This is a genomic window from Proteus sp. FZP2095 (assembly GCF_023701425.1).
GTDB classification, from domain to species: domain Bacteria; phylum Pseudomonadota; class Gammaproteobacteria; order Enterobacterales; family Enterobacteriaceae; genus Proteus; species Proteus cibarius.
Genome location: NZ_JAMQBJ010000001.1, coordinates 1,294,605 through 1,316,899, shown reverse-complemented (window position 1 = coordinate 1,316,899; position 22,295 = coordinate 1,294,605). Strand labels below are relative to the sequence as shown.

General features: G+C 35.3%; 22 protein-coding genes, 1 tRNA gene and 1 riboswitch. Of the genes, 12 read left to right on the top strand and 11 right to left on the bottom strand.

Annotated features, from left to right (window positions below; translation table 11 throughout):
* The gene (locus NBG71_RS06260; RefSeq protein WP_099660604.1) at positions 1 to 690 is read left to right on the top strand and encodes a fimbrial biogenesis chaperone; all 690 of its coding nucleotides are present in this window, start codon (positions 1 to 3) and stop codon (positions 688 to 690) included.
* Positions 691 to 927: 237 nt separating this feature from the next.
* On the opposite strand, the gene NBG71_RS06255 is transcribed toward NBG71_RS06260, so the two are convergent.
* Positions 928 to 1,003 (bottom strand) — tRNA-Lys (locus tag NBG71_RS06255).
* A 260-nt stretch (positions 1,004 to 1,263) separates the two neighbouring features.
* Between NBG71_RS06255 and cycA the strand changes: the two genes are divergently transcribed.
* The 3 genes from cycA (at position 1,264) to NBG71_RS06240 (ending at position 4,434) form a co-directional block, all read left to right on the top strand.
* Positions 1,264 to 2,676: a D-serine/D-alanine/glycine transporter gene (gene cycA / locus NBG71_RS06250; protein ID WP_075674139.1), complete on the top strand. Its 1,413-nt coding sequence runs from the start codon at positions 1,264 to 1,266 to the stop codon at positions 2,674 to 2,676.
* 293 nt (positions 2,677 to 2,969) lie between these two features.
* A complete protein-coding gene (locus tag NBG71_RS06245; protein ID WP_075674138.1) occupies positions 2,970 to 3,407 on the top strand; it encodes a universal stress protein in 438 nt (145 codons plus the stop codon).
* Between the two features lie 208 nt (positions 3,408 to 3,615).
* Positions 3,616 to 4,434 (top strand): MBL fold metallo-hydrolase, encoded by an 819-nt coding sequence (locus tag NBG71_RS06240; RefSeq protein WP_250916653.1) that lies wholly within the window; start codon positions 3,616 to 3,618, stop codon positions 4,432 to 4,434.
* Positions 4,435 to 4,507: 73 nt separating this feature from the next.
* Here NBG71_RS06240 and NBG71_RS06235 read toward each other — a convergent pair whose 3' ends face one another.
* Together NBG71_RS06235 and NBG71_RS06230 are read right to left on the bottom strand one after the other, a co-directional pair.
* Positions 4,508 to 5,092, bottom strand: coding sequence for a GrpB family protein (locus NBG71_RS06235; RefSeq protein WP_075674136.1), 585 nt, complete (start codon positions 5,090 to 5,092; stop codon positions 4,508 to 4,510).
* 256 nt (positions 5,093 to 5,348) lie between these two features.
* Entirely contained in the window at positions 5,349 to 5,795 is a 447-nt protein-coding gene (locus NBG71_RS06230; protein ID WP_075674135.1) for a universal stress protein, read from the bottom strand.
* Positions 5,796 to 6,030: 235 nt separating this feature from the next.
* Here NBG71_RS06230 and psiE point away from each other — a divergent pair, with 235 nt between their 5' ends.
* The gene (psiE, locus tag NBG71_RS06225; RefSeq protein ID WP_023581865.1) at positions 6,031 to 6,444 is read left to right on the top strand and encodes a phosphate-starvation-inducible protein PsiE; all 414 of its coding nucleotides are present in this window, start codon (positions 6,031 to 6,033) and stop codon (positions 6,442 to 6,444) included.
* A gap of 147 nt (positions 6,445 to 6,591) precedes the next feature.
* Positions 6,592 to 7,407, top strand: a complete 816-nt coding sequence (rlmA, locus tag NBG71_RS06220; RefSeq protein WP_250916652.1) for a 23S rRNA (guanine(745)-N(1))-methyltransferase — start codon at positions 6,592 to 6,594, stop codon at positions 7,405 to 7,407.
* A gap of 82 nt (positions 7,408 to 7,489) precedes the next feature.
* On the opposite strand, the gene mntP is transcribed toward rlmA, so the two are convergent.
* The 4 genes from mntP to pabB form a co-directional block, all read right to left on the bottom strand.
* Positions 7,490 to 8,077 (bottom strand): manganese efflux pump MntP, encoded by a 588-nt coding sequence (mntP, locus tag NBG71_RS06215; protein ID WP_006533102.1) that lies wholly within the window; start codon positions 8,075 to 8,077, stop codon positions 7,490 to 7,492.
* 84 nt (positions 8,078 to 8,161) lie between these two features.
* Positions 8,162 to 8,275: riboswitch (yybP-ykoY riboswitch) on the bottom strand.
* 494 nt (positions 8,276 to 8,769) lie between these two features.
* A complete protein-coding gene (locus NBG71_RS06210; RefSeq protein WP_075674068.1) occupies positions 8,770 to 10,131 on the bottom strand; it encodes an L-serine ammonia-lyase in 1,362 nt (453 codons plus the stop codon).
* Positions 10,132 to 10,315: 184 nt separating this feature from the next.
* Complete coding sequence (locus NBG71_RS06205; RefSeq protein ID WP_075674067.1) at positions 10,316 to 10,879, bottom strand: CoA pyrophosphatase; 564 nt, start codon at positions 10,877 to 10,879, stop codon at positions 10,316 to 10,318.
* Positions 10,866 to 12,251, bottom strand: coding sequence for an aminodeoxychorismate synthase component 1 (pabB, locus tag NBG71_RS06200; protein ID WP_075674066.1), 1,386 nt, complete (start codon positions 12,249 to 12,251; stop codon positions 10,866 to 10,868). The genes NBG71_RS06205 and pabB overlap by 14 nt, the downstream gene beginning before the upstream one ends.
* Before the next feature lie 112 nt (positions 12,252 to 12,363).
* On the opposite strand from pabB, the gene NBG71_RS06195 reads away from it, so the two are divergent.
* Together NBG71_RS06195 and yebF are read left to right on the top strand one after the other, a co-directional pair.
* Positions 12,364 to 12,546 carry a YoaH family protein gene (locus NBG71_RS06195; RefSeq protein WP_069367593.1) on the top strand — a complete coding sequence of 61 codons (183 nt, stop codon included), beginning with the start codon at positions 12,364 to 12,366 and terminating at the stop codon, positions 12,544 to 12,546.
* 96 nt (positions 12,547 to 12,642) lie between these two features.
* Positions 12,643 to 13,032, top strand: a complete 390-nt coding sequence (gene yebF, locus NBG71_RS06190; RefSeq protein ID WP_075674065.1) for a protein YebF — start codon at positions 12,643 to 12,645, stop codon at positions 13,030 to 13,032.
* 102 nt (positions 13,033 to 13,134) lie between these two features.
* Here the strand turns inward: yebF and NBG71_RS06185 are convergent, their stop codons facing one another.
* The gene (locus NBG71_RS06185; RefSeq protein ID WP_075674064.1) at positions 13,135 to 13,368 is read right to left on the bottom strand and encodes a DNA polymerase III subunit theta; all 234 of its coding nucleotides are present in this window, start codon (positions 13,366 to 13,368) and stop codon (positions 13,135 to 13,137) included.
* A 1,339-nt stretch (positions 13,369 to 14,707) separates the two neighbouring features.
* Here NBG71_RS06185 and NBG71_RS06180 point away from each other — a divergent pair.
* Together NBG71_RS06180 and NBG71_RS06175 are read left to right on the top strand one after the other, a co-directional pair.
* The gene (locus NBG71_RS06180; RefSeq protein WP_250916651.1) at positions 14,708 to 16,180 is read left to right on the top strand and encodes an alanine/glycine:cation symporter family protein; all 1,473 of its coding nucleotides are present in this window, start codon (positions 14,708 to 14,710) and stop codon (positions 16,178 to 16,180) included.
* Positions 16,181 to 16,279: 99 nt separating this feature from the next.
* Entirely contained in the window at positions 16,280 to 17,119 is an 840-nt protein-coding gene (locus NBG71_RS06175) for an N-acetylmuramoyl-L-alanine amidase (protein ID WP_075674062.1), read from the top strand.
* 110 nt (positions 17,120 to 17,229) lie between these two features.
* Here NBG71_RS06175 and brnQ read toward each other — a convergent pair whose 3' ends face one another.
* From brnQ to NBG71_RS06160, 3 genes are all read right to left on the bottom strand, one after another.
* Positions 17,230 to 18,576 (bottom strand): branched-chain amino acid transport system II carrier protein, encoded by a 1,347-nt coding sequence (brnQ, locus tag NBG71_RS06170; protein WP_159241983.1) that lies wholly within the window; start codon positions 18,574 to 18,576, stop codon positions 17,230 to 17,232.
* Between the two features lie 302 nt (positions 18,577 to 18,878).
* Positions 18,879 to 19,685, bottom strand: a complete 807-nt coding sequence (gene yidA, locus NBG71_RS06165) for a sugar-phosphatase (RefSeq protein ID WP_250916650.1) — start codon at positions 19,683 to 19,685, stop codon at positions 18,879 to 18,881.
* A 127-nt stretch (positions 19,686 to 19,812) separates the two neighbouring features.
* Positions 19,813 to 20,199 carry a helix-turn-helix domain-containing protein gene (locus NBG71_RS06160; RefSeq protein WP_006533085.1) on the bottom strand — a complete coding sequence of 129 codons (387 nt, stop codon included), beginning with the start codon at positions 20,197 to 20,199 and terminating at the stop codon, positions 19,813 to 19,815.
* A 360-nt stretch (positions 20,200 to 20,559) separates the two neighbouring features.
* On the opposite strand from NBG71_RS06160, the gene mgrB reads away from it, so the two are divergent.
* Complete coding sequence (gene mgrB, locus NBG71_RS06155; RefSeq protein WP_223672311.1) at positions 20,560 to 20,715, top strand: PhoP/PhoQ regulatory lipoprotein MgrB; 156 nt, start codon at positions 20,560 to 20,562, stop codon at positions 20,713 to 20,715.
* A gap of 149 nt (positions 20,716 to 20,864) precedes the next feature.
* Positions 20,865 to 22,247, top strand: coding sequence for an amino acid permease (locus tag NBG71_RS06150; RefSeq protein ID WP_075674059.1), 1,383 nt, complete (start codon positions 20,865 to 20,867; stop codon positions 22,245 to 22,247).
* Positions 22,248 to 22,295 lie beyond the last annotated feature (48 nt).

Below are 22,295 nucleotides of genomic sequence, written 5' to 3'. Positions count from 1 at the left end.
ATGAAAAGGATCAGTATTTTTATTCTGTTACTGTGTTTTTCGTTTATCGCCAAAGCGAATTTAGCATTAGATGGTTCAAGAGTGGTGCTTTATCACTCAGACAGAGAAGCATCATTAAATATAAAAAATGATGGTGAGTTTCCAGTGGTGGTTCAAACATGGGTGGATGATGGTAACCCAGAAAATACCCCAGAAACCATAACCGATGTTTCCGCTTTATCACTACCATCAGTTTTACAATTAAAACCTAGTGAATCACAACAGGTACGAGTGATTAATAAATTTACCAATACAGATAAAGAGAAAGAAACACTTTATTGGCTGAATTTATATGAAATCATGCCTAAGCCAGCGAATAAAAAATATGATGAAGGTTTAATTAATGTCGTCGTTAGATTACAAGTAAAAGTATTTTATCGCCCTGATGATTTAGTTATGGCGATTTCCGATGTCAGTAGCGCTCTTATTTTTACGAAATCAGATAAACAGTTAACAATTGAAAACCCGACACCTTTTTATGTCACCATTAAATCAGCATCAAGTGAAAATGATCCTAATATTCTTATTCCTATGATAGCGCCATTTTCCAAACAGCAAACCAACCTAGTAGATAGTAGAATAAATACCATTAACTATGTTTTGATTGATGATTTTGGCGGGGAATTTAAAGATAAAAAAGAGATAAAATAGGCTTTCTGGCGGTTTGTATTGAATTATCCAGCTAAACTAGATTAATTGTTTGTTTTGATTGATTCTATTTATTTTAAATTTGGATGAAAAATAAGTGGATGCTATTTTCTTTAATTACCGTATTATTTTGAGTGTTTAACTTAAGATAAATGTGACACTTTCGCGACAGTTTTATTCCAAAAGCAAAAAACCACTTCTTACGAAGTGGTTCAATTGCCTGATTTATCAGCGTAAATTTGGTGGGTCGTGGGAGGCTCGAACTCCCGACCAATTGATTAAGAGTCAACTGCTCTACCGACTGAGCTAACAACCCGATGCGCTGATTATTCTCCTCTCAAATGCGTTGGTCAAGCGCTTATTTTGATTTTTTTTCAAATGTATAAAATATCGCCGAGTAAATTAAAGAAAGGATCTTATCTGGTTATCAAAGCATCATTCATTTTACTAAAAGTGATCTTTTCATTACTTATACTGAGATTTGTGTCACAATAATTTCGCAAACATATTGCCGCGTCAAAAAATAAAATAGCGGTGAAAACAACATCGAAAATATGAAAACACTTCAGGTATTGTATGGAAGATCAAACAGAAATTTCTCCTCCCGTTAGAGTGAAAAATGCCACTCTACAGCGCGGGCTAACAAATCGTCATATTCAATTAATTGCTATTGGTGGTGCTATCGGTACTGGTCTATTTATGGGATCAGGGAAAACCATTTCGTTAGCTGGGCCATCAATTATTTTTGTCTATATGATAATTGGCTTTGTCTTGTTCTTTGTAATGAGAGCCATGGGCGAGCTGTTATTATCGAATTTAGAATATAAGTCATTTAGTGATTTTGCTGGTGATTTATTAGGGCCGTGGGCTGGCTTCTTTGTCGGTTGGACATATTGGTTTTGCTGGGTCATTACGGGTATTGCCGATATTGTGGCTATAACGTCTTATATTAGTTATTGGGCACCTAATTTTCCTGAGTGGGGTACATCCTTTATTTGTGTACTGACATTGCTTATTTTAAATTTAGCGACAGTCAAGCTCTTCGGAGAAATGGAATTCTGGTTCTCCATGATAAAAATAACCGCAATTGTCTCTTTAATTATTGTAGGTATTGTTCTTATCAGTATTGGATTTGAATCTCCAGCAGGGCACACTGCCGCACTAGAAAATATTTGGAATGATGGAGGAATGTTCCCCAAAGGACTAAGTGGTTTTTTTGCTGGATTCCAAATTGCTATTTTTGCTTTTGTTGGGATTGAATTAGTCGGTACCGCTGCTGCAGAAACGCGTAATCCAGAAAAATCCTTACCAAAAGCTATTAACGCTATTCCTATCCGTATTATTACTTTTTACGTATTAGCATTAGCCATTATTATGTCGGTAACTCCATGGCGTTCTATTTTGGCAGATAAAAGCCCATTCGTTGAGCTATTTGTTATGATAGGAATACCAGCAGCAGCGAGTTTAGTAAACTTTGTTGTATTAACAGCCGCTGCTTCTTCTGCGAATAGTGGGATATTTTCCACAAGCCGAATGTTATTCGGTTTATCTAAAGAAGGTGAAGCGCCAAAACAGTTTAGTCAATTATCTAAGCGTGCAGTACCTGCGAATGGGCTGTTATTTACTAGCTTATGCCTGTCATGTGGAATTATATTAATTTACTTTATTCCTGATGTTATGCACGTATTTACCTTGGTAACAACAGTCTCGGCGTTATTATTTATGTTTATTTGGAGTATGATTTTATGCTCTTATTTGGCATATCGTAAAAAACGTCCACAATTGCATGAGAAGTCTATTTATAAAATGCCTTTGGGAATTATTATGTCGTGGCTATGTCTTGCATTTTTTGCATTTATGACAGTGCTATTAGCCTTTGAACATGATACTCGCCAAGCATTAAGTGTGACTCCACTGTGGTTTATTGCATTAGCAGTTGGTTATCAATACGTTAAGAAGAACAAACAGAAAAATGCTGTTCAAAAATAACATAACGACGACCACATCGATTACATAGTAAAACGAGAGAGCCTTATTATTTAATAAGGCTTTTTATTAAAAATAAAATGTCATTACTAATAAAATAATTAATAGTTTCTAAAATAAAAAATCATCAAGAATAAAGCTTATATTTATTTTCATTTTTTTACTTATTTTCATCATTAATTTGAGTGAAAAACAGACGTTATTTTTCCTAAATAAAATATTTTTAAAATATGTTAACTACATCCGGCATTTTTCTAAAAATACACTATCCTACAATTAAAATAAAAGGAGGCGGTATGTATAAGAATATTTTGGTTCCCATTGATATTGATGAAGATAACCTGATGAACAAAGCAATTCCGTTAGTGGAAAATATTGCAAAAAATGAAGATCCTTATGTTCACTTTTTGTATGTACTTCCTAAACTTCCGCAATCTTCTTATTATCGACTTGTTATGAATGGTGATCAATTAGATCAAGGATGCTTAAAAACGTCTGCGGAAAAAGAGCTTAAAAAAATAATCGAACGTTTTGATTTACCTGACGATAGAATGCAAACTCACATTTGTATTGGTACACCAAGAGATGCAATATTGCAGGTTGCTGATGAAGTGAATGCGGATTTAATTGTGATTGGCTCGCATAATCCGGAAGATGATTCATATCATATAGGTTCAACTGCTGCAGATATTACACGTTATGCAAAACGTTCTGTTATGGTAGTAAGAAAATAGGGCGATAAGATAAGCCTAATGTTTTTATAGCGATAAATAAGAATATTTGCAGATTTAGTGATATCGCTGTTATGTTCTGTTCGTGCGTAACAGCGATTATGTGGCTTCAAAGGTAAAGCAATTGTACAGATAGACAGCTTTTATATTTGGAACAAATTCTTTTTTTAATTACTATAAGTTATCTCCTGATAATAATTAAAAAATCCCTATGTTAACGATCACCGCATTGCTAGAAAACAAATCAATTAATCCTGAACTTAACCACTACCCTGGTTTATCATTATTGTTAGAAGATGATGAGTGCCAAGCTAAAATTCTCTTTGATACTGGAAAAGACCTTACTTTTATTTCAAATGCCAAAAAAATGGGTATTGATTTAACCACGTTGAAAACAATTGTTGTGTCTCATGGGCATTATGATCATTTGGGTGGACTCACGCATTTGCCAGTAGATTTTTTTATTCATAAACCACGAATTATCGCTCATCCCCATCTATTTTCTGTTCGTTATTCAGCACTTTTTTTAGGCAATAAAAATATTAAATTTAAACGGTTAGCACCTTTATTTGATCGCAAAAAACTTGAAACACAGTTCTCTTTTGAATTAACACAAGCACCGTTAGCCATTGAAGAAAACTTTATCTATTCGGGGCAAGTGACCCAACGACAAGTGAATAAACGCTACGGTGTTATTATTCATGAATCAGGCGAAGAAGATGACTATGTTCTTGATGATAGCTTTCTTGTTTGGCAAGGAAAGAAAGGCTTAGTGATTATCACAGGTTGTAGTCACTCAGGTATCGAATCCATCATTGGACACGCGAAAAGAATAACAGGAAACAACCAAATTCAAGCGATTGTAGGAGGATTGCATTTACGTTGTGCGACACCATCAGCATTACAACGTGCGAAAAAAGCCATAGATACAAATATTGATGTCTATGGATGTCATTGTACTGGCGTATTAGGGCGAAAATATCTTAATGCAGAAGATTTTAATGCAGGGCAGTCTTTATCTTTTGAATAAAAACCAACAATAAAATTTATATCCTCACGTTAGGAATAGTGTGAGGATATGAAATAAAAAGGAGAGTAGTTGCTTAAAGTGAATCAAAAATTCGCTGATAAATAACTTTTACAACGTGATCTTTTTTCTGGTTATATTGATGTACATTTTCAACATCTTCTTTTGCACTGAGTTTTGCATCGATATATAACTCTCTATCTTCTTTATGGGTAATTAACCAATCTCTAAATAAAATATGTCTAAGATGTTCAGGACAATTAGGTGCAAATATATGTAGGTTCACTTTGGGTGTTTCTAGTTTCAACATACGATGTTGATACCAAGAAGGTTCTCTTACTGTAAGTTCATAGCCTAACTGATTTAACCAAGGAATATAGCGGGGCTCATCAGCAGGATCTGCAACAATTAAGTCAATATCAATGATCGGTTTTGCATCTAATCCAGGTACTGCTGTTGAGCCAATATGCTCAATGGCTAAACATTTATCTTTTAATTTTTGGGTAATATTTTCTTTTTGTTGATTAAATAATGTTACCCATAATTCATTATAGGGCTCAATCTTTATCATACTTGGTGTTGGTTTTCCATTTACCCACGGATTTTCATCAGGGGAACCTTCTTCAAATGTACAGATTTTCTGTTTTAGATCTTGATTCATAAGTATCTCATTTAAGGTTTGGAAGACAGAGAATGAAAATAAATTTATTGGAAGTAAATTTAGGATCAAGCTGAAACAGCGATAAAATAGACCTAAAATTTTAGTTTTTTTGGTCTGTATTCTAACAAGTTAGCTCTTTTAAATGAAAAAATTAAGGCGCATTTAGTGCTATTTATAATGAAAATAATTGCAGAGTTCTTTTGGCAATAAATAATCTAGTATTATTTATTGCCAAAAGAAAAGAAGGTGCGTGGTCTTACTTGCGGATGACCATTACTGAACGTGACGTATTATTCACTATATAATCTGCCGTAGAACCCAGCAATATATTGCGTTTATTGCGTGAGCTGGAACCTATAATAAGGGTATCTGCATCAATTTTTTCTGCTAATTCTAGAATATTGTAATTAGGCGTACCAATAACGGCATGACATTGGTATTGTTCTTTGGGTAAATTAAATTGTTGTTTTACACATTGTTCTAATTTTTCAGTTAATAGAACTAAAGCTTGTTGCTTTTTCTCAACGACAGATCTGCTATCACAATTAAGTCCATAAGCTTCTAAAGAGCGTAAATTAGGCATAACTGTAATGAAATGGAAATAATTTTCTGGTTTCCTAGCTAGGAAGTGAATATCTTCGATCATGCGCTGAATTCTGCTATCTTCTAATAAATCAATTGCAACGAGGTATTTGTTAGCCATAGTGTGCCTTTTCAATAAATTAGCTCTTAAATTAAGTATAAGTAAACTGGCTTACAAGTTGAAATTTAAAAGTAAATATTGCGATTATTGCATCATTATTCTTGGCTTTTTGGCTCTAAAAGATAAAAAATAGTGTGATGAATGCATAAATCCATTAAAATTTAGCCAAATTGCCTAATAGGCCTTTTATCATTTGTTACACATCATGGAATGATCCCACTAGGTTATAGTTTATATGAGAAAATCAAGCGAAGACTTACTGAAATGTATTGCCACTATATTACAGTGGGTGCTTAATATTGGATTACTTATTTTAGCAATTGTATTGGTTAGTTTTCTTATCAAAGAAACTTACGTAATTGCTTCATTATTATTTAATTTAGGTGCAGAAGAGTCGTCTTATCAATTGCTAGAAGGTATTTTGATCTACTTTCTTTATTTTGAGTTTATTGCGCTTATTGTTAAGTATTTTTTATCTGGTGGGCATTTCCCTCTTAGATATTTTATTTATATTGGAATAACGGCAATCGTACGTTTAATTATTGTTGAGCATAAAGACTCTGTTGATACGCTAATTCAATCAGGTGCAATTTTGCTGTTAGTTATTGCGTTATTTATCGCTAACACTGAAAAACTTAAGCGAACTTGATCTGCTTATAAGTTGTGGCTGTTAAGCGACTTAGCATAGAGAGCATGATTTAAGATTAAAAATAAAGAGTAAGGTTTTCCGCAAGACTGGGAGAGGTATGTTATTATCTCTCCCAATTTTATTCTGGGTTACACAAAAAATATTACTATGTCCTATCAATGTCCATTATGTTATCAGGCACTTTCTCTTCAAGCTCACAGTTGGGTCTGTGATAATAATCATCAGTTCGATTGCGCTAAAGAAGGGTATGTAAATCTCTTACCGGTACAATTTAAGCGCTCAAAAGAGCCTGGTGATAGCGCTGAAATGATCAACGCACGCCGTGAGTTTTTAAATGCAGGTTTTTACCAGCCAATGCGAGATAAAGTGGCTGAGTTAATACAAGCATTATTGCCTGAAGATAACCGTGTTGTATTGGATATTGGTTGTGGTGAAGGTTATTACACCAATCAGTTTTATCAAAATCTAAAATCACATAACCCGCAAGTGTATGGTTTAGATGTTTCTAAAGTTGCGATTAAATATGCGGCTAAACGTTATTCATCAATTCACTTTTGTGTAGCTTCAAGTCAACGCTTACCTTTTTGTGATGCTTCTTTAAATGCGGTTGTGCGTATTTACGCCCCTTGTAATAGTGATGAGTTAGCAAGAGTTATTGCGCACAATGGTTATATCATTACTGTTACACCACCCCCTCGTCATCTTTATCAGTTAAAAGCACTAATTTATTCAGAAGTACATCTTCATCCATTAAAAGAGGAATATTTTGATGGATTTAATAAAGTATCTGAACATCAAGTCGCTTATATGATGAATTTAAACGGTAAGCAGGCTTTTGATTTATTACAAATGACACCATTTGCATGGCGTGCAAGTGAAGAAGTAAAACAGTCATTAGCGGAAAGTAAAAGTTTTGAGTGTGAAACCGATTTTTTAATTCGTGTTTACCAGCGTCATACTTAATCACGCGAAATTAAAAAAGTTAATAAAAAAGCTTAGGTCGTAATGTTTCAAACCTAAGCTTTTTAATATGCTTTATTAGCGATTATTTGGCGTACATAAATAATTCTAAGTGTTCGAAGACAATATTAAAGCCGATTGCAATTAATACGATCCCACCGATAATTTCTGCTTTTTTTCCAAGTACTGGACCAATATAACGGCCAATTAGCATACCTAGAGTTGCCATAATCATAGTCATCATACCAATCGTCATTGCGGTATGAACAATATTAACTTGAAGGAACGCTAAACCGACACCAATGGCCATTGCATCAAGGCTTGTTGCAATACCCGTTGCGATTAAAGACAGTGAGCCGTGGCGTTGTGGGGCATCTTCTTCACAAGGACAATCATCACCACGTTTTAAGCTTTGGTAAATCATTCGGCTACCAAGAACAAACAGTAATCCAAAGGCAACCCAGTGATCCCATTGAATAATATATTGGCTAGTATATAAACCTAGTGCCCAACCAATAACGGGTGTGCTGGCTTCAATAATACCGAATATAAATCCAGTGCGGAGTGCTTCACGAAAACGAGGTTTGTGTAATGTGGCACCTTTACAGACGGCGACAGCAAATGCGTCCATAGAAAGGGCAAGGGCGAGAATGATAGTAGCGTAGAAACTCATAATAAAGCCTCGGTTGGGGTATTTCCATATACACACAATTGACCCCCAACCAAAGAAGTACAATCATGTGTCTATGGTCTTGCCAACCGTATTACGGCATCTGCACCACGCTAGATGAAAATAAGCGAGTATGTTGATACAGATTTCTTAAAATAATGTTTTTTATTTTAAGACAGGCTACTCCCCAATGACTTGGTGCAGAAGATAACATATTATTTTCGAAAGGCAACATATTATTTATTATATTTCAAAGATGATATTGATAATAATTATCATTATTAATTTAGTGGTTTTAAATATATTATAAATAATATCCAGATGTTAAAAAAATGATAAATTTCAATATGATGAATAATTAACCATATAATAAACAATGGATTTTAATTATTTTTATAATAAGAAATTAGTTTTTTTATAGAAATAAATACACCTGAAAATTATAAGCTTTATTCTCTACAAAATTAAATGAATATTAAATGAGCCTATATTTAATGTGTATATTTAATACTTATTTTTAATATGAAAAAATAAAAAAGTTTAAATTATAGAAAGATATACTACATTAATTTTAAATGTTTACTTTATGATTATTATCTTTAGTTATCTAAGGGTTAAGCGATGACTAAAAATAAAGTAGCTAAAATAAAAAAGCCATTCATTTTGAATGGCTTTTTTCGTCTAAATAATGCTAATTAGTCACACTGTACTTTGATTGCAAGACCACCGCGTGATGTTTCACGGTATTTAGCATTCATGTCTTTACCTGTCTCATACATGGTTTCAATGACTTTATCGAGAGAAACACGAGGTTCACTGGTACGACGGATTGCCATACGTGCAGCATTAACGGCTTTAACTGAAGCAATAGCATTGCGTTCAATACAAGGAACTTGAACTTGACCTGCAACTGGGTCACAAGTTAAACCAAGATTGTGTTCCATACCGATTTCAGCAGCAATACAGACTTGTTCAGGGCTTCCACCTAATAATTCAGCAAGACCCGCAGCCGCCATTGAACAAGCTACGCCAACTTCACCTTGGCAACCTACTTCAGCACCTGAAATAGAAGCATTCATTTTGTAAAGAATACCAATTGCACCAGATGCTAAGAAATAACGTAAGTAGGTTTCTTGTGTAACAGGTTCGATGCAACGATCGTAGTAAGCCAATACAGCAGGAACAATACCACATGCACCATTCGTTGGTGCTGTGACAACGCGACCACCTGCTGCGTTTTCTTCATTAACTGCCAGTGCAAACATATTGATCAGATCAACGACTTTCATTGGATCGTTTGATAGGCTGTTGCTTGATGTTAATAAGCGATTTAATGCAGCTGCGCGGCGAGGTACACGTAATGGCCCCGGTAATACGCCTTCTGTATTTAAACCGTGTTCAATACACTCTTGCATTGTTTTATAAACATCAGCGAAATAAGCATTAATTTCTGCTTGAGTATGCAGATCTAGCTCATTTTTCATCATTAAGCTAGAAATGGATAAACCCGTTTCTTTACAGTGTTTTAATAACTCTTCTGCACTTGCATAAGGGTATGAAACTGGCTTACTGTTTAATGTTGATTTACCGAAATTTTCTTCATCAACGATAAAACCACCACCAATAGAGTAGTAGGTTTTTCTATAGATTTCTTTGTCGCCAGCAAAAGCATGGATTGTCATACCGTTTTCATGTAATGACAGGTTGTCATTGCTGAAATGCATACTTTCTGCTGGGAATTCGACCACTTTTAGGCCGTTTGCTAATGCTAGCTTGCCAGTTTCTTCAACTTCACGAATAAAACCGGGAATGCTGTCAATATCGACAGTAGCTGGTGCATTACCTGCTAACCCCATAATAATTGCGATATCAGTATGGTGACCTTTGCCTGTCAAAGACAAGGAGCCGTAAACATCAACAGCTACGCGAGTGACAGACGCAATCAATTCCTGGCTGACTAAATCATCGACAAATTCTTTACCCGCTTTCATTGGCCCTACGGTGTGAGAGCTAGATGGTCCGATGCCCACTTTAAACATGTCGAAAACGCTAATCACGTCAGACTCCTTAATAATAAGAGAGAGGGTTAAAAAGAATAAAATATAGTTATTTATAGTAAAGGGATCGTTTTTACGATTATATCGTCCCGTTAATGATGTAGTTTACAACATTTTTTTAAAATAGCTAAGTAGAGTTGTGAAGGCGGTGATAAAAAGCACAGGTTGAATATAAAATAGTGCATTAAGTGATATGCAGAGCGAGTCTATGTAAAATAGCAGCGGTTAATCCCCAAACAAGATGTCCATTATAAGGATAAAAGTAGATACGATGATTTTCACCAGCACGATGAAAATCTAATGGCTGATAATGTTGGGCATTAAGTACATGGCTTAGTGGCATTTCAAAGATAGAGGCGACTTCAGCAGGATTATGGCGTAATGGTAAACCCGCAGGAATAACACCCACAATTGGGGTGACTAAATATCCGCTAGAACTTTGTAAAGGGGCTAACTGACCAATAACGGATACAACATTGGGTGGAATAGCCACTTCTTCATGTGCTTCCCTTAATGCAGTTGCAATAAGGCTGCTATCTTCAGGGTCACGTTTACCGCCGGGTAACGCGACTTGCCCTGCATGAGAACGTAACGTTGATGCACGCTCAGTTAATAATAATGTTGGATTAGGTTTATTGATAATCGGCAGCAAGACAGCCGCCGATCTTTGGGCATGAAGAGGCTGATTTACCTTGTCATCAGGTAATGTGAGTTGAAAACGATTGATAAAAGTATCAATGGGTGTCATCGATAGTAGACTCATTTAATACAGTTAATATTTGCCCAAGTTTATCGAATGTTTCTTGGTACTCTTTTTCAGCAACGCTATCAGCAACAATACCACCACCTGCCCAGCAGTAAATTTTATTTTTTTCAGTCAATAAAGTGCGAATGCTGATATTAGTGTCCATTGTGCCACAAAAACTGATATAACCAATTGCACCACAGTATCCATGGCGACGATGAGGTTCAAGTTCTTCAATGATCTCCATCGCTCTGATTTTCGGTGCTCCAGTGATAGAACCACCGGGGAAAGCTGCTCTTAATAAATCAGTTGCTGCTAAATGAGAAGGTAACTGCGCTGTAATCGTACTGACCAAATGATGTACTGCAGGGAAGCGTTCAACAACAAATAACTCAGGCACTTTTACTGAGCCTGTGACTGCAACTTTACCAATATCATTACGCATCAAATCTACAATCATTAAGTTTTCAGCGCGATCTTTACGAGAGTTTGCCAATAACTGTGCTTGTTCATCATCTTCTTCTGGCAATGCTTTACGAGGTAGCGTTCCCTTTATTGGGCGTGTCTCTATTTTATTATCAGCTAAATGAATAAAGCGTTCAGGTGAAACACTAATCACAAAATTATTGGGTAAACACATAAAAGAAGAGAATGGCGCTTTATTAGCTTGATTCAATGTTAAGAATGCATTCCATTCACTACCAGTATAGTGTGCACAAAAACGTTGGGCTAAATTAACTTGATAGCAGTCACCCGAAAGTAAGTATTGATGAATTTTAGCAATTTTCTCGTTATATTCATCATTGCTAATGTTTGATTGCCAATCAGTTGTTAAAGCAAATGTGGTATCAAGTGATGTGGAAGCTTGGCTTTCTAACCACTGTAAGCGTTCATCAATATCGTGATAGCTAATTAAAGTGGCTTTTTTTAAATGGTGATCAACAATAAGTGCCCAATCATAAATACCAATCGCCATATCTGCGAAATTAAGTTCATTTTTCGCTATTTCAGGTAAAGTTTCAAAACGACGGCCTAAATCATAACTCCAAATACCTAAAGCGCCTCCCAAAAAAGGTAACGATTCATTATGCTCTGGGTGGAAATTGAATTGTTCTAACGTAGATTGAATAAGTGTAAAGGGATCTTTTTGAGATCGTTTCACCGCACCATTTTTTTCTTTAATGGTTGTTGTTTGTTTGCGCGTTTCCAAAGTTACAGCTGGATCGGAGACAACAATATCAAAACGGTTATGAGGATGTTCGGCAAAGCCAGAATGAAGTAAACTAGACCAAGGCAATGACGCAATAGGAGAAAATACCCGTAATGCTAGATCAGGGGTATAAGTTAATTCACGTTGTTGTAATTGCATATCCATCTTATGACCATATAAACAAAGTGTGTTGTATTATTCGCACATTAAATTGTAATCAAAAAGATTACATTCATGTAAATACAAAATAGACGTTAATAAAGATAAGAGTAACATTATGTTTCTAGGAATGCCTACATTAACACATGAAGAGCAACAAAAAGCAGTAGAAAAAATTCAATCTCTTATGGCTGAGGGAATGAGTAGCGGAGAGGCAATTCAGTTAGTCGCCCAAGAATTAAGAGAGAAACATACAACCCGTGAATCTGTTTCCATCGTATTTGATGATGAGAATGAATAAAACAATTTTTTAACAAATGTCACAATTGTGTTATTGACCATGTGCTATGCTTAATGAAAACACATCCTGTTTTAAAGGATATTTTCGGGAGGTTATATGAAATTAAGCAAGTTTATTGGTCAAACAGGGATACTTGGAGCAGGTCTTTTACTTGCTGTTTCTTTTGGAGCATCTGCAGAAAGTATCGAAAAGGTTAATAAAGATATTGTACGTTCTGCTCCCTTTGCGAGTTGCGTTAATTTAGATAATAATCAACTTGTTACAAGAGTAAAAAATGATTATCTACAAAATCGTTTACCTCGCTGGCAAGATGATAAAAATGCATTAGGATCAAAACCTGTTGCAAGTATTAATGCCAATGAAGTTATCAAGATGGATAATAACTATCAGATGGTATTGAATGTAAGAGGGGCGAGAACAGATCTTCGTTACAATGTTCAAGTCAATTGTGATGACAATACTATTACTTATGTTTCTCCTAAATAATAGATAGACGATAGTAAGTTTAGTTAATCTATTGAAAGAAAAAGAGATAAACCTTGGTTTATCTCTTTTTTTACCATTATCAAAATCACGGAGAGTGCTTGACTATTTTTTTACCTGTGGTTCATAAGGTAAACGAGAATAGTGTTGGCTTCTTGCGCGATAAAATACCAGCCTTTCTTGAAAGAAAGCATGAAAAGCTTGAGGCTGTTCTCTTAAAACAGCATCGGCTACAACGGGCATGTTATAGCGTTCTTTAAAAGCGACACCTGAAGCAGCTAAGCTTATATTTAGCTTATCTTTTTCTTCTTGTGTCAATTCTGAAAGGTTATAACCCATTATTTATCCCTCTGTAACGATGTAAGTAAGGTAAAAGAGCATGCTTATTAATGCAAGCAAATAAAGATATTAGTCATTAATGTGTAGTAAAAATGATGTACTTTATTTGGGTCGATTTTTAATCAAGGTTATTAAATATAACAATAAAATCTTATTCCTCTTTAATTGTTATACCACTTTGTAGGTAATTCAAATAAGGTTAATGATAAAACAAACATTTTTAATCCTTATTAAATGGATTCTAAAATAGAGAAAAAAGCAGTTTATCCATGAAAAGAGTAAATAATATGAATATTTAATTTGACTTAGATCAATGAAAAGAATGAGAGATTTTGCATTGAAAATAGGTAAATAATGTTAATTTATCAATTGGATGTTTCATATGTTTTCATTTTATATTGTTTGACAAAGAGTTACGGTAAGGTTATGAAATATTGGGATAAAAAAATGCCCTGTTGGGGAAACAGGGCGAAAATTAATACAACACCAGGGAAAAACATAGTATAAATAAAATTAACTAAATGGTTAATAGGTAAACTTACGTGATTCTACATTTTTTTATTAATATGAAATAAAGTATTATTAAATTTTAATTAATGTTCAAAGAAGAAGAGTGTTATTAATGAATAGCAAGTGAATAAAAAAGAGAAGAGAAACTAATCAACAGTATTCTTAAAAAATCTAAGATAACAAACCTTGTTAGAATTAATACGTTAGAGTCGTGTGATAAAATAAAGATGTAAAGTTTGTTTTTCATTTAATCCTAATATCTTATTAATATTAAAGCATTTTATTAATACGACAATATAAAATATTTATTGTTAATTGTTGTAAAAATCTTTATTTCTTAAATGTTAATTATCAAAATGTTAAATTAGATATTAAAAAACACTTTAATTAATGACTTTAGTAGTTCATTTAAATCTTATTTTAGATAAATGGAAAAGGTTATTAATTGATGTTTTTTTAATCTGTTTATTTTTTTCTAAAATGACTGATTAACTTAATGACTAAAGAGTTTACTTTACTTTTTCGAGTTAATAGAATAAATAATTATTTATCCTAATGATATGTATGGATTTTTTATTTTGCAATATTGTTTATTTTAGTTAACGAGATAATTAAAATAAAATAATAACATGTAAAAAAATAAACAAAAAATATACATGTCACACAATATTGTGTTACATTTAGTTCGCTTTTCACACAGTAATCTTTGATATTACTTTAAGACAGATTTGATTCAGTAATTGACTCAATTACACGATATCTGTTTGCTTTTTTATTTCAATAGCGATGTAAGGATAGGTTATATACGTTATTATATAAGGGGATTAATTTGACAGGGCTAATAAACTTTGCGAATAACATTTTATGGGGATATATTCTTATCTACTTACTTCTTGGAGTAGGTATTTACTTTACTATCCGTACTGGATTTATACAAATCCGACATTTTAGTCATATGTTCTCTATTTTAAAAAATAGCCACAAGTCAGATAAATCAGGGATCTCTTCTTTTCAGGCATTATGCACCAGTTTAGCTGCGCGTGTAGGTACTGGAAACTTGACGGGAGTCGCGATTGCTTTAACAGCAGGTGGCCCTGGCGCTATTTTTTGGATGTGGGTAGTTGCTTTAATAGGTATGGCGACATCATTAATAGAAAGTACGCTCGCGCAACTTTATAAAACAAAAGATGACGATGGTAATTACCGTGGTGGTCCTGCTTATTATATGACTAAAGGACTGAAAATGCGCTGGATGGGTGTTCTCTTTGCCATTTTCTTGATTATCGCCTTCGGTTTAGTTTTCAATGCTGTTCAAGCCAATTCTATTGCTCAAGCCACAGCTTCTGCCTTTAATTTTGATCCACTTTATGTGGGGATCTTTTTAGTACTAACCAGCGGATTTATTATCTTTGGTGGCCTGCGTTGGATTGCTCGAGTTGCTGAATTAGTTGTTCCTATTATGGCAATGGCTTATTTATTATTAGCTTTTTGGGTTGTTGCAGATCATATTGAGCGCTTACCTGAAGTTTTCATTTTAATTTTTAAAAGTGCCTTTGGATTACAGGAAGCCGCAGCGGGTGCAATTGCTTACGGTATTAGCCAAGCGATGACACAAGGCATTCAGCGCGGTTTATTTTCTAATGAAGCAGGTATGGGATCGGCACCTAACGCTGCAGCTTCAGCAACACCTTATCCACCACATCCAGCATCTCAAGGCTATATTCAAATGCTAGGTGTTTTTATGGATACCTTGGTTATTTGTAGTGCTACTGCGGTGATTATTTTATCATCAGGTGCACTCGATAGTTATCCGGAAGGCATTAACGGTATTCAATTAACACAATTGGCATTGTCATCGAGTGTGGGAGGTTGGGGGAGTACTTTTATTGCGATTGCCATTTTCTTCTTCGCTTTTACCTCTATTATTGCTAATTATGCTTATGCTGAGAGTAATATGATTTTCCTTGGTCGTAATCATACAACTGGGCTATTTCTTTTACGTTCAGCGGCTTTAGCTATGGTGATGTTTGGCGCTTTAGCGGATATGCCTCTTGTTTGGAAAATGGCCGATCTCTCAATGGGATTAATGGCAATGACTAATTTAATTGCAATCATCTTGCTTTCTGGTGTCGCCTTAAAATTAGTTAAAGATTATAACCAACAACGACAAGCTGGTTTACTGCCTACATTTGATATTCGCCAATATCCAGAGTTACAAGATGATATTGAAAAAGGGATTTGGGATGAAAATATTATTCCTGATGAGCCTTTAGTTCGATGTGAAAAAGTGGGCAATAACTAAAGTAATAATAAAAAAGTGTCAAAACACATAACCCATATTCTTTAATATGGGTTTTTTTATTACAATTTAACTTTGGGAACATTAAATCAAGGATCAGAAATGAGGTCTAGTCGGTATTACATAGGATTACTTATTGTAATAAGTCTCTTAACCAGTTGTGCCAAGCAATCAGAATTTATTGATAGAGGTGAATATATAGTTAAAGTTATTCCTAATAAGCAGGAAGCTAATGACTGTGTAAAATATCTGGTGATGCACTATACCGCGCTAGATGATGAACGCTCACTTAAAGTTCTTACTGGGGGGCGAGTCAGTAGTCATTATTTGATCCCTACACATCCTTCATCTATTGACGGAAAACCAGTGATAACTTCATTAGTGGATGAAAGACAAGTCGCATGGCATGCGGGCATTAGCCAGTGGGGAGATGCGACTAGCCTGAATAATTGCTCCATTGGAATTGAGATTGTCAATCTGGGTTACCGTGATAATGGTAAGTTTAGGTATTGGTATTCTTATACCGCAGATCAAATCGTGACTATGTCAGTAGTGATGAAAGATATTATTGAACGTTATGATATCGAGCCTCAAAATGTGTTAGGTCACAGCGATATTGCACCTCAAAGAAAAGCTGATCCGGGACCTTTATTCCCTTGGGAAAGATTAGCAAACCAAGGAATAGGTGCTTGGCCTGATAAGGAATTAGTGCAAACTTATTTAGCAGGTAGAGATCCTTCAGAGCCTGTTGATGTGGCAAATTTTCAAAAGTTATTACAGCAATATGGTTATCAAACACCAACAAATGGTGTGTTAGATAATAATGCACAAAAAGTCGTGAAGGCCTTCCAAATGCATTTTAGAGCAACGAAAGCGAATGGGATCCCTGATGCCCAATCAGAAGCGATTTTAAGGGCATTGATTGAAAAATACCGGACTTAAATTTTTCTGTGATAAATTAGACAAGAAAAAAGCGTCTCCAATATAAAATTTGGCAGACGCTTTTTTTATCAACTTACAATCAGTATTACAAATTAGGTGTTATCTGCTGATTATTTCGCTGTATTTTCTACTGGAAGATTTTCTTCTTTAAGGTTTAAGCTGACAATCAGCGAAATGACGAATGCAATCGCACCTGGTAATACCCAGCCTAAACCATAATCAGAAAGTGGAATGTAGCTAAATAATTGTAGTAAATCAGCATTTAACCACTTCAATTGTTTCAATGTGTCGAAAAGGCTCATTAAAACGATGATTGCAATGGTAAAGCGATAGGTAAAGCGAGGTGCTTTTAATTTATTACGAATAAATTGTAGCAATACCAAGGTGACTGATGTTGGATAAATCATTAATAACGCAGGAATAGTCACTCGTAATAATGTATCAAGACCAAATGTTGATACGATTGTGGTCATTAATGTAAATACCACAACCCAGAAACGATAACCTAAACGATGATGGAATGTCGCAAAGTAGTCTGCAGCGGCACTTGTTACACCCACAAGTGTTGTCATACTGGCTAACAAAACAATACCGCCCATCAACCAAGTCCCCACAGAGCCAAATAGTGCATCAACATAACGTGAGAAAATTTGACCTCCGTTAGTAGCATTGAGTGCAGGGTCAGCAAAGACTGAAACAGAGTGGCTTGTCGCACCTAAGTAGAAAAGACACAGATAAAGTGCAGCTAACAGTAAAACTGAAATCATGCCGGCTTTTACGGTAATAAATCCGATTTGGCGTGGTTCAGTAATGCCTTTGGTATATAAAGCACGAGCAACGATACCACCGAACGCCATAGCAGAAAGGACATCCATGGTTTGGTAGCCATCAATAAAGCCAGAGAAGAAACCATTAACAGCATAAAGACCTGTTGGCTCACCAATTGGGGAAATTGGTTTAGCCACAACAGCAATGCCGACAACCACCAGTAGGACTAACAGTGCCGGAGTCATAAACTTACCAATGGCGCTGATCATGGTGCCTTGTTTTAGCATGAAGAACATACTAGTGATATTGAAAATAAGTGCAAAAGTAAGGTGTGTTGCCGTATTTTTCTCAATAAGCCCTAAAGGTAAGAAACCCATCTCATAAGCGGTATTGGTGACACGAGGCATTGCAAAAGTAGAGCCTACGATAAGATATAGTGCTACCCAGAAAATAACGGCAACCCATGAAGGCAAATCAACAGAAAGACGCTCACCACGTCCACGAATTGCAACAATAACTAAGGTTAGGAAAGGGAGTAAGACACCAGTAACAAGGAAGCCTAAAGATGTACTAAACCAGAGGTTTCCCGATTGAAAACCCGCCATAGGGGGAAAAATAATATTGCCGGCACCAAGGAAGAGTGCAAAAACCATCATTCCAAGAACGAGCATATCTTTTGTAGAAAGCATAACTTAAACTACCTGTCTGTGAAGAAAATATATAAATGATTTATATTTGTTATTCTACATCTAGCCTAATTAACAGCTTAATATGTTGTAAAAATGCAGTTTGAATAACGAAAAGTGAATTGATAGTAACAAATTCTGAAGGATATGTAAGAAGAAAGGCAGATTTAACGCTTATTTAACAGCAATTATAGAATAATAAAAGGCTATGTTTTTGGTCGAAAAGCAGTGTGATCCTCTGCTAGGGATCACAATTGCTATATAATTTTGTAGACATTCACGATAAAACACAAAAAAGATCGTGTTTAAATAAATTTATTGATAGCGACTGCAACACCGTGCTCTTCATTAGAAAGTGTGACGAATTTAGCGACTTTCTTCACTTCTTCAGGGGCATTTCCCATCGCAACACCTAAACCCGCATATTTCAGCATTGCTAAATCATTACCTTGATCACCAATACACATGATTTTTTCTGGTGTAATTTTTAAATGTTCAGCCACTTTTTGAACAGCACTCCCTTTATTAACATTGGTGTTCAACACTTCAATAAAATAAGGAGCACTACGTAATATGCTGTATTGTTCATAAATATTAGCAGGAAGATATTGAATGGCATTATCTAAAACGGCAGGCGCATCAACAATCATAAACTTACTAAAATGCATATCAGATTGCATTTCATTTAGTGGACGATAGTAAAGCGGTGTCCAAGATAAAAAGGCTTCTTGGCAGGTGAAATGGCTAATATGGCGATTAGTTGTATAAATTTTATTATCACTAATGACGTGAAAATGAACACCTATTTCGCGAGCGAGATTTTCAAAATAGAGGTAGTCTTCAAAATTGAGTAAATCCTGAATAATCACTTCACCATTATCAGCTTGATGGATTTGGCTACCATTATTGCTAATACAGTAACAATCAGAGGCATCAAGACCGAGTGTTTTTAAATAGGGAGAGATACCATTAAAAGAGCGCCCTGAAGCTAATACAATCTTAACTCCCGCCTCTTTTGCTCGCTGGACTGCTTGTTTTACTTCTGGCGTAATTTCGTGTTGTTTGTTGAGCAAGGTTCCATCTAAATCAATAACGATAAGCTTAATACTCATTAGCATCCCCATATTAAATAAAAGCAATCATGATAAAGGAAGGGCGAAGCGGTCTATCATCACATAACTTGAGTATTATTTATGTGACATTAAAGGCTATCTGCATAATGCCACATAAATGGAAGGGTTAATCACAACAAGGTGATTGTAAATGTAAAGGCTGCTTGGTTTCTAAAACGATCTCTTGATTTTGCCGAAAATCGAAAGGCGTGATGCCATATTCTTTACGGAACATATAAGTAAAGTGAGATTGTGAACCAAAGCCGAAATCAAGGGCGATATCGAAGATAGAGCGCTCACTGGTGCGTAATAAATGAATAGCGCCAGCTAATCTACGCTGACGGATATACTTTCCTAAAGAGGTGCCCGTGACTTCTTTAAATATTTTCTGCATGTGCCAAAGAGAATATCCAGAATAAGCCGCCAACTCTTCAAGATGGATAACACGGCCTAAATGCTCCTCAATCCATTTACTTAGCGCGCAAACTAATGCGAGATGATTATCTTGTGGCATTACAGTTCCATTCTATCAATGAAGTTAAGGTAAAAATCAAAATTAACTCCCTAATCTTATACAAAAAATGGCAGACAGAGAAATCCATATTAATGGATAGCTATCTCTAATCGTTGGCAAAATGTGTACTTAGAATAATATAAGACCATTTTACATACAGTTTAGAGCGAAATAATGCAAATTATCTGAAGTCTGTCGAGGAAGCGTTTACCTTTCATAATGAAAGTTATGCTAAATTTACTCATAGAGATAATTGATTGCGGATTTTATAACAACAACTCCCTGTATTGTTATCGTATTTAAGCGAATGCTTATAATGTGATAAGTCATACTAACAAAATGTATTTAAAGGATTTTAAATTGAACGCAAAGAAAATAATTATTAGCTTAATTATTGCATTAGCCATTACCTTTGGCCTCTATCTTGTGGCTTTAGATAATTTTTGCGATCGTGGAGAGGATTTCCAACAAGGTCTTTGTCGCTTTACCACATTATTCCCTTCTAGACATCACTAAAAGATAGCTTTTCTTATTATTTTTCGCCTAGCATAAAATGTATTTGTTATTCAAGTCAGAATAGTGTTTTAATGGTGGCTTGAAATAAACAAAATCGTAAATATTAGTTTACACTTTAAGTTGCTAAAATAATAAAGAGAAGAGGATGTATGGCGAGAGAGTCGCAACAGACAGAACTTAAGCGCGGTCTGAAAAATCGACATATCCAGCTGATTGCGCTGGGTGGTGCTGTCGGCGCTGGTCTGTTTCTTGGTATAGCGCAAACAATTAATATGACAGGTCCATCAGTTATCTTAGGATATGCAATTGGTGGTTTTATTGCGTTTATGATCATGCGCCAATTAGGCGAAATGGTTGCCGAAGAGCCAGTTGCGGGTTCGTTTAGTCACTTTGCTAATAAATATTGGAGCCCATTTGCAGGCTTCTTATCTGGTTGGAACTACTGGGTGATGTTTATTCTTGTCGGCATGGCAGAATTAACCGCAGCAGGCAAGTATATTAACTATTGGTTACCTGATATTCCTGTTTGGGTTTCCGTTGCTATCTTCTTTGTGGCAATCAACTTAATTAATCTGATTAACGTGAAAATGTATGGTGAAACAGAGTTCTGGTTTGCCATTATTAAAGTATTAGCGATTGTCGGGATGATTTTGTTTGGAAGCTACTTATTGGCAAGTGGTAATGGTGGCCCTCAAGCTTCTGTCAGCAATTTATGGGAACTAGGCTTTTTCCCTCATGGTTTTACGGGCTTTATGTCTGCATTAGCCATTGTAATGTTCTCTTTTGGTGGACTTGAGCTGGTGGGGATCACCGCTGCTGAAGCTGAAAATCCAAAAGTCAGTATCCCGAAAGCGACTAACCAAGTTGTTTATCGTATTTTAATTTTCTATATCGGTTCGTTATTAGTGTTACTTTCACTTTATCCTTGGACTCAAGTTGTTAAAGGTGAAAGCCCATTCGTTCTGATTTTCCATAACTTGGATAACTTCTTAATCGCGAATATTTTAAATGCTGTGGTATTAACAGCTGCTCTGTCTGTATATAACAGTGGTGTTTATTCTAATAGTCGCATGCTTTATGGTTTGGCTAAACAAGGTAATGCGCCACATGTACTTTCTCGCATTAATAAACGCGGTGTGCCGGTTGTGTCGTTATTGTTATCTGCAATTGCCACTTCATTGGGTATTTTAGTTAATTACTTATTACCTGATCAGGCGTTAGAGCTATTAATGGCGTTGGTTGTTACTACGTTAGTGCTTAACTGGATTATGATCTGTTTGGCGAATTTAAAATTCAGAGCTGCGAAAACGAAAGAGGGTGTAGAGCCTTTCTTTAAAGCACTTTGGTATCCTTATGGTAACTATATCTGCCTTGCTTTCTTATGCATGATTTTAGTGATTATTTTATTTATGCCACAAGTGAATATTTCGGTGATTTTAATGCCATTCTGGATTGCATTCTTATGGGTTGGATTTAAGATTTCCCGTATGAAGAAAACACCTAATAGTACTCAAGCAAGCCAAGATATTTAAGTTATTACAGATTGATTTGAGCATTTGTTGAAATAAAAAAACGCATCT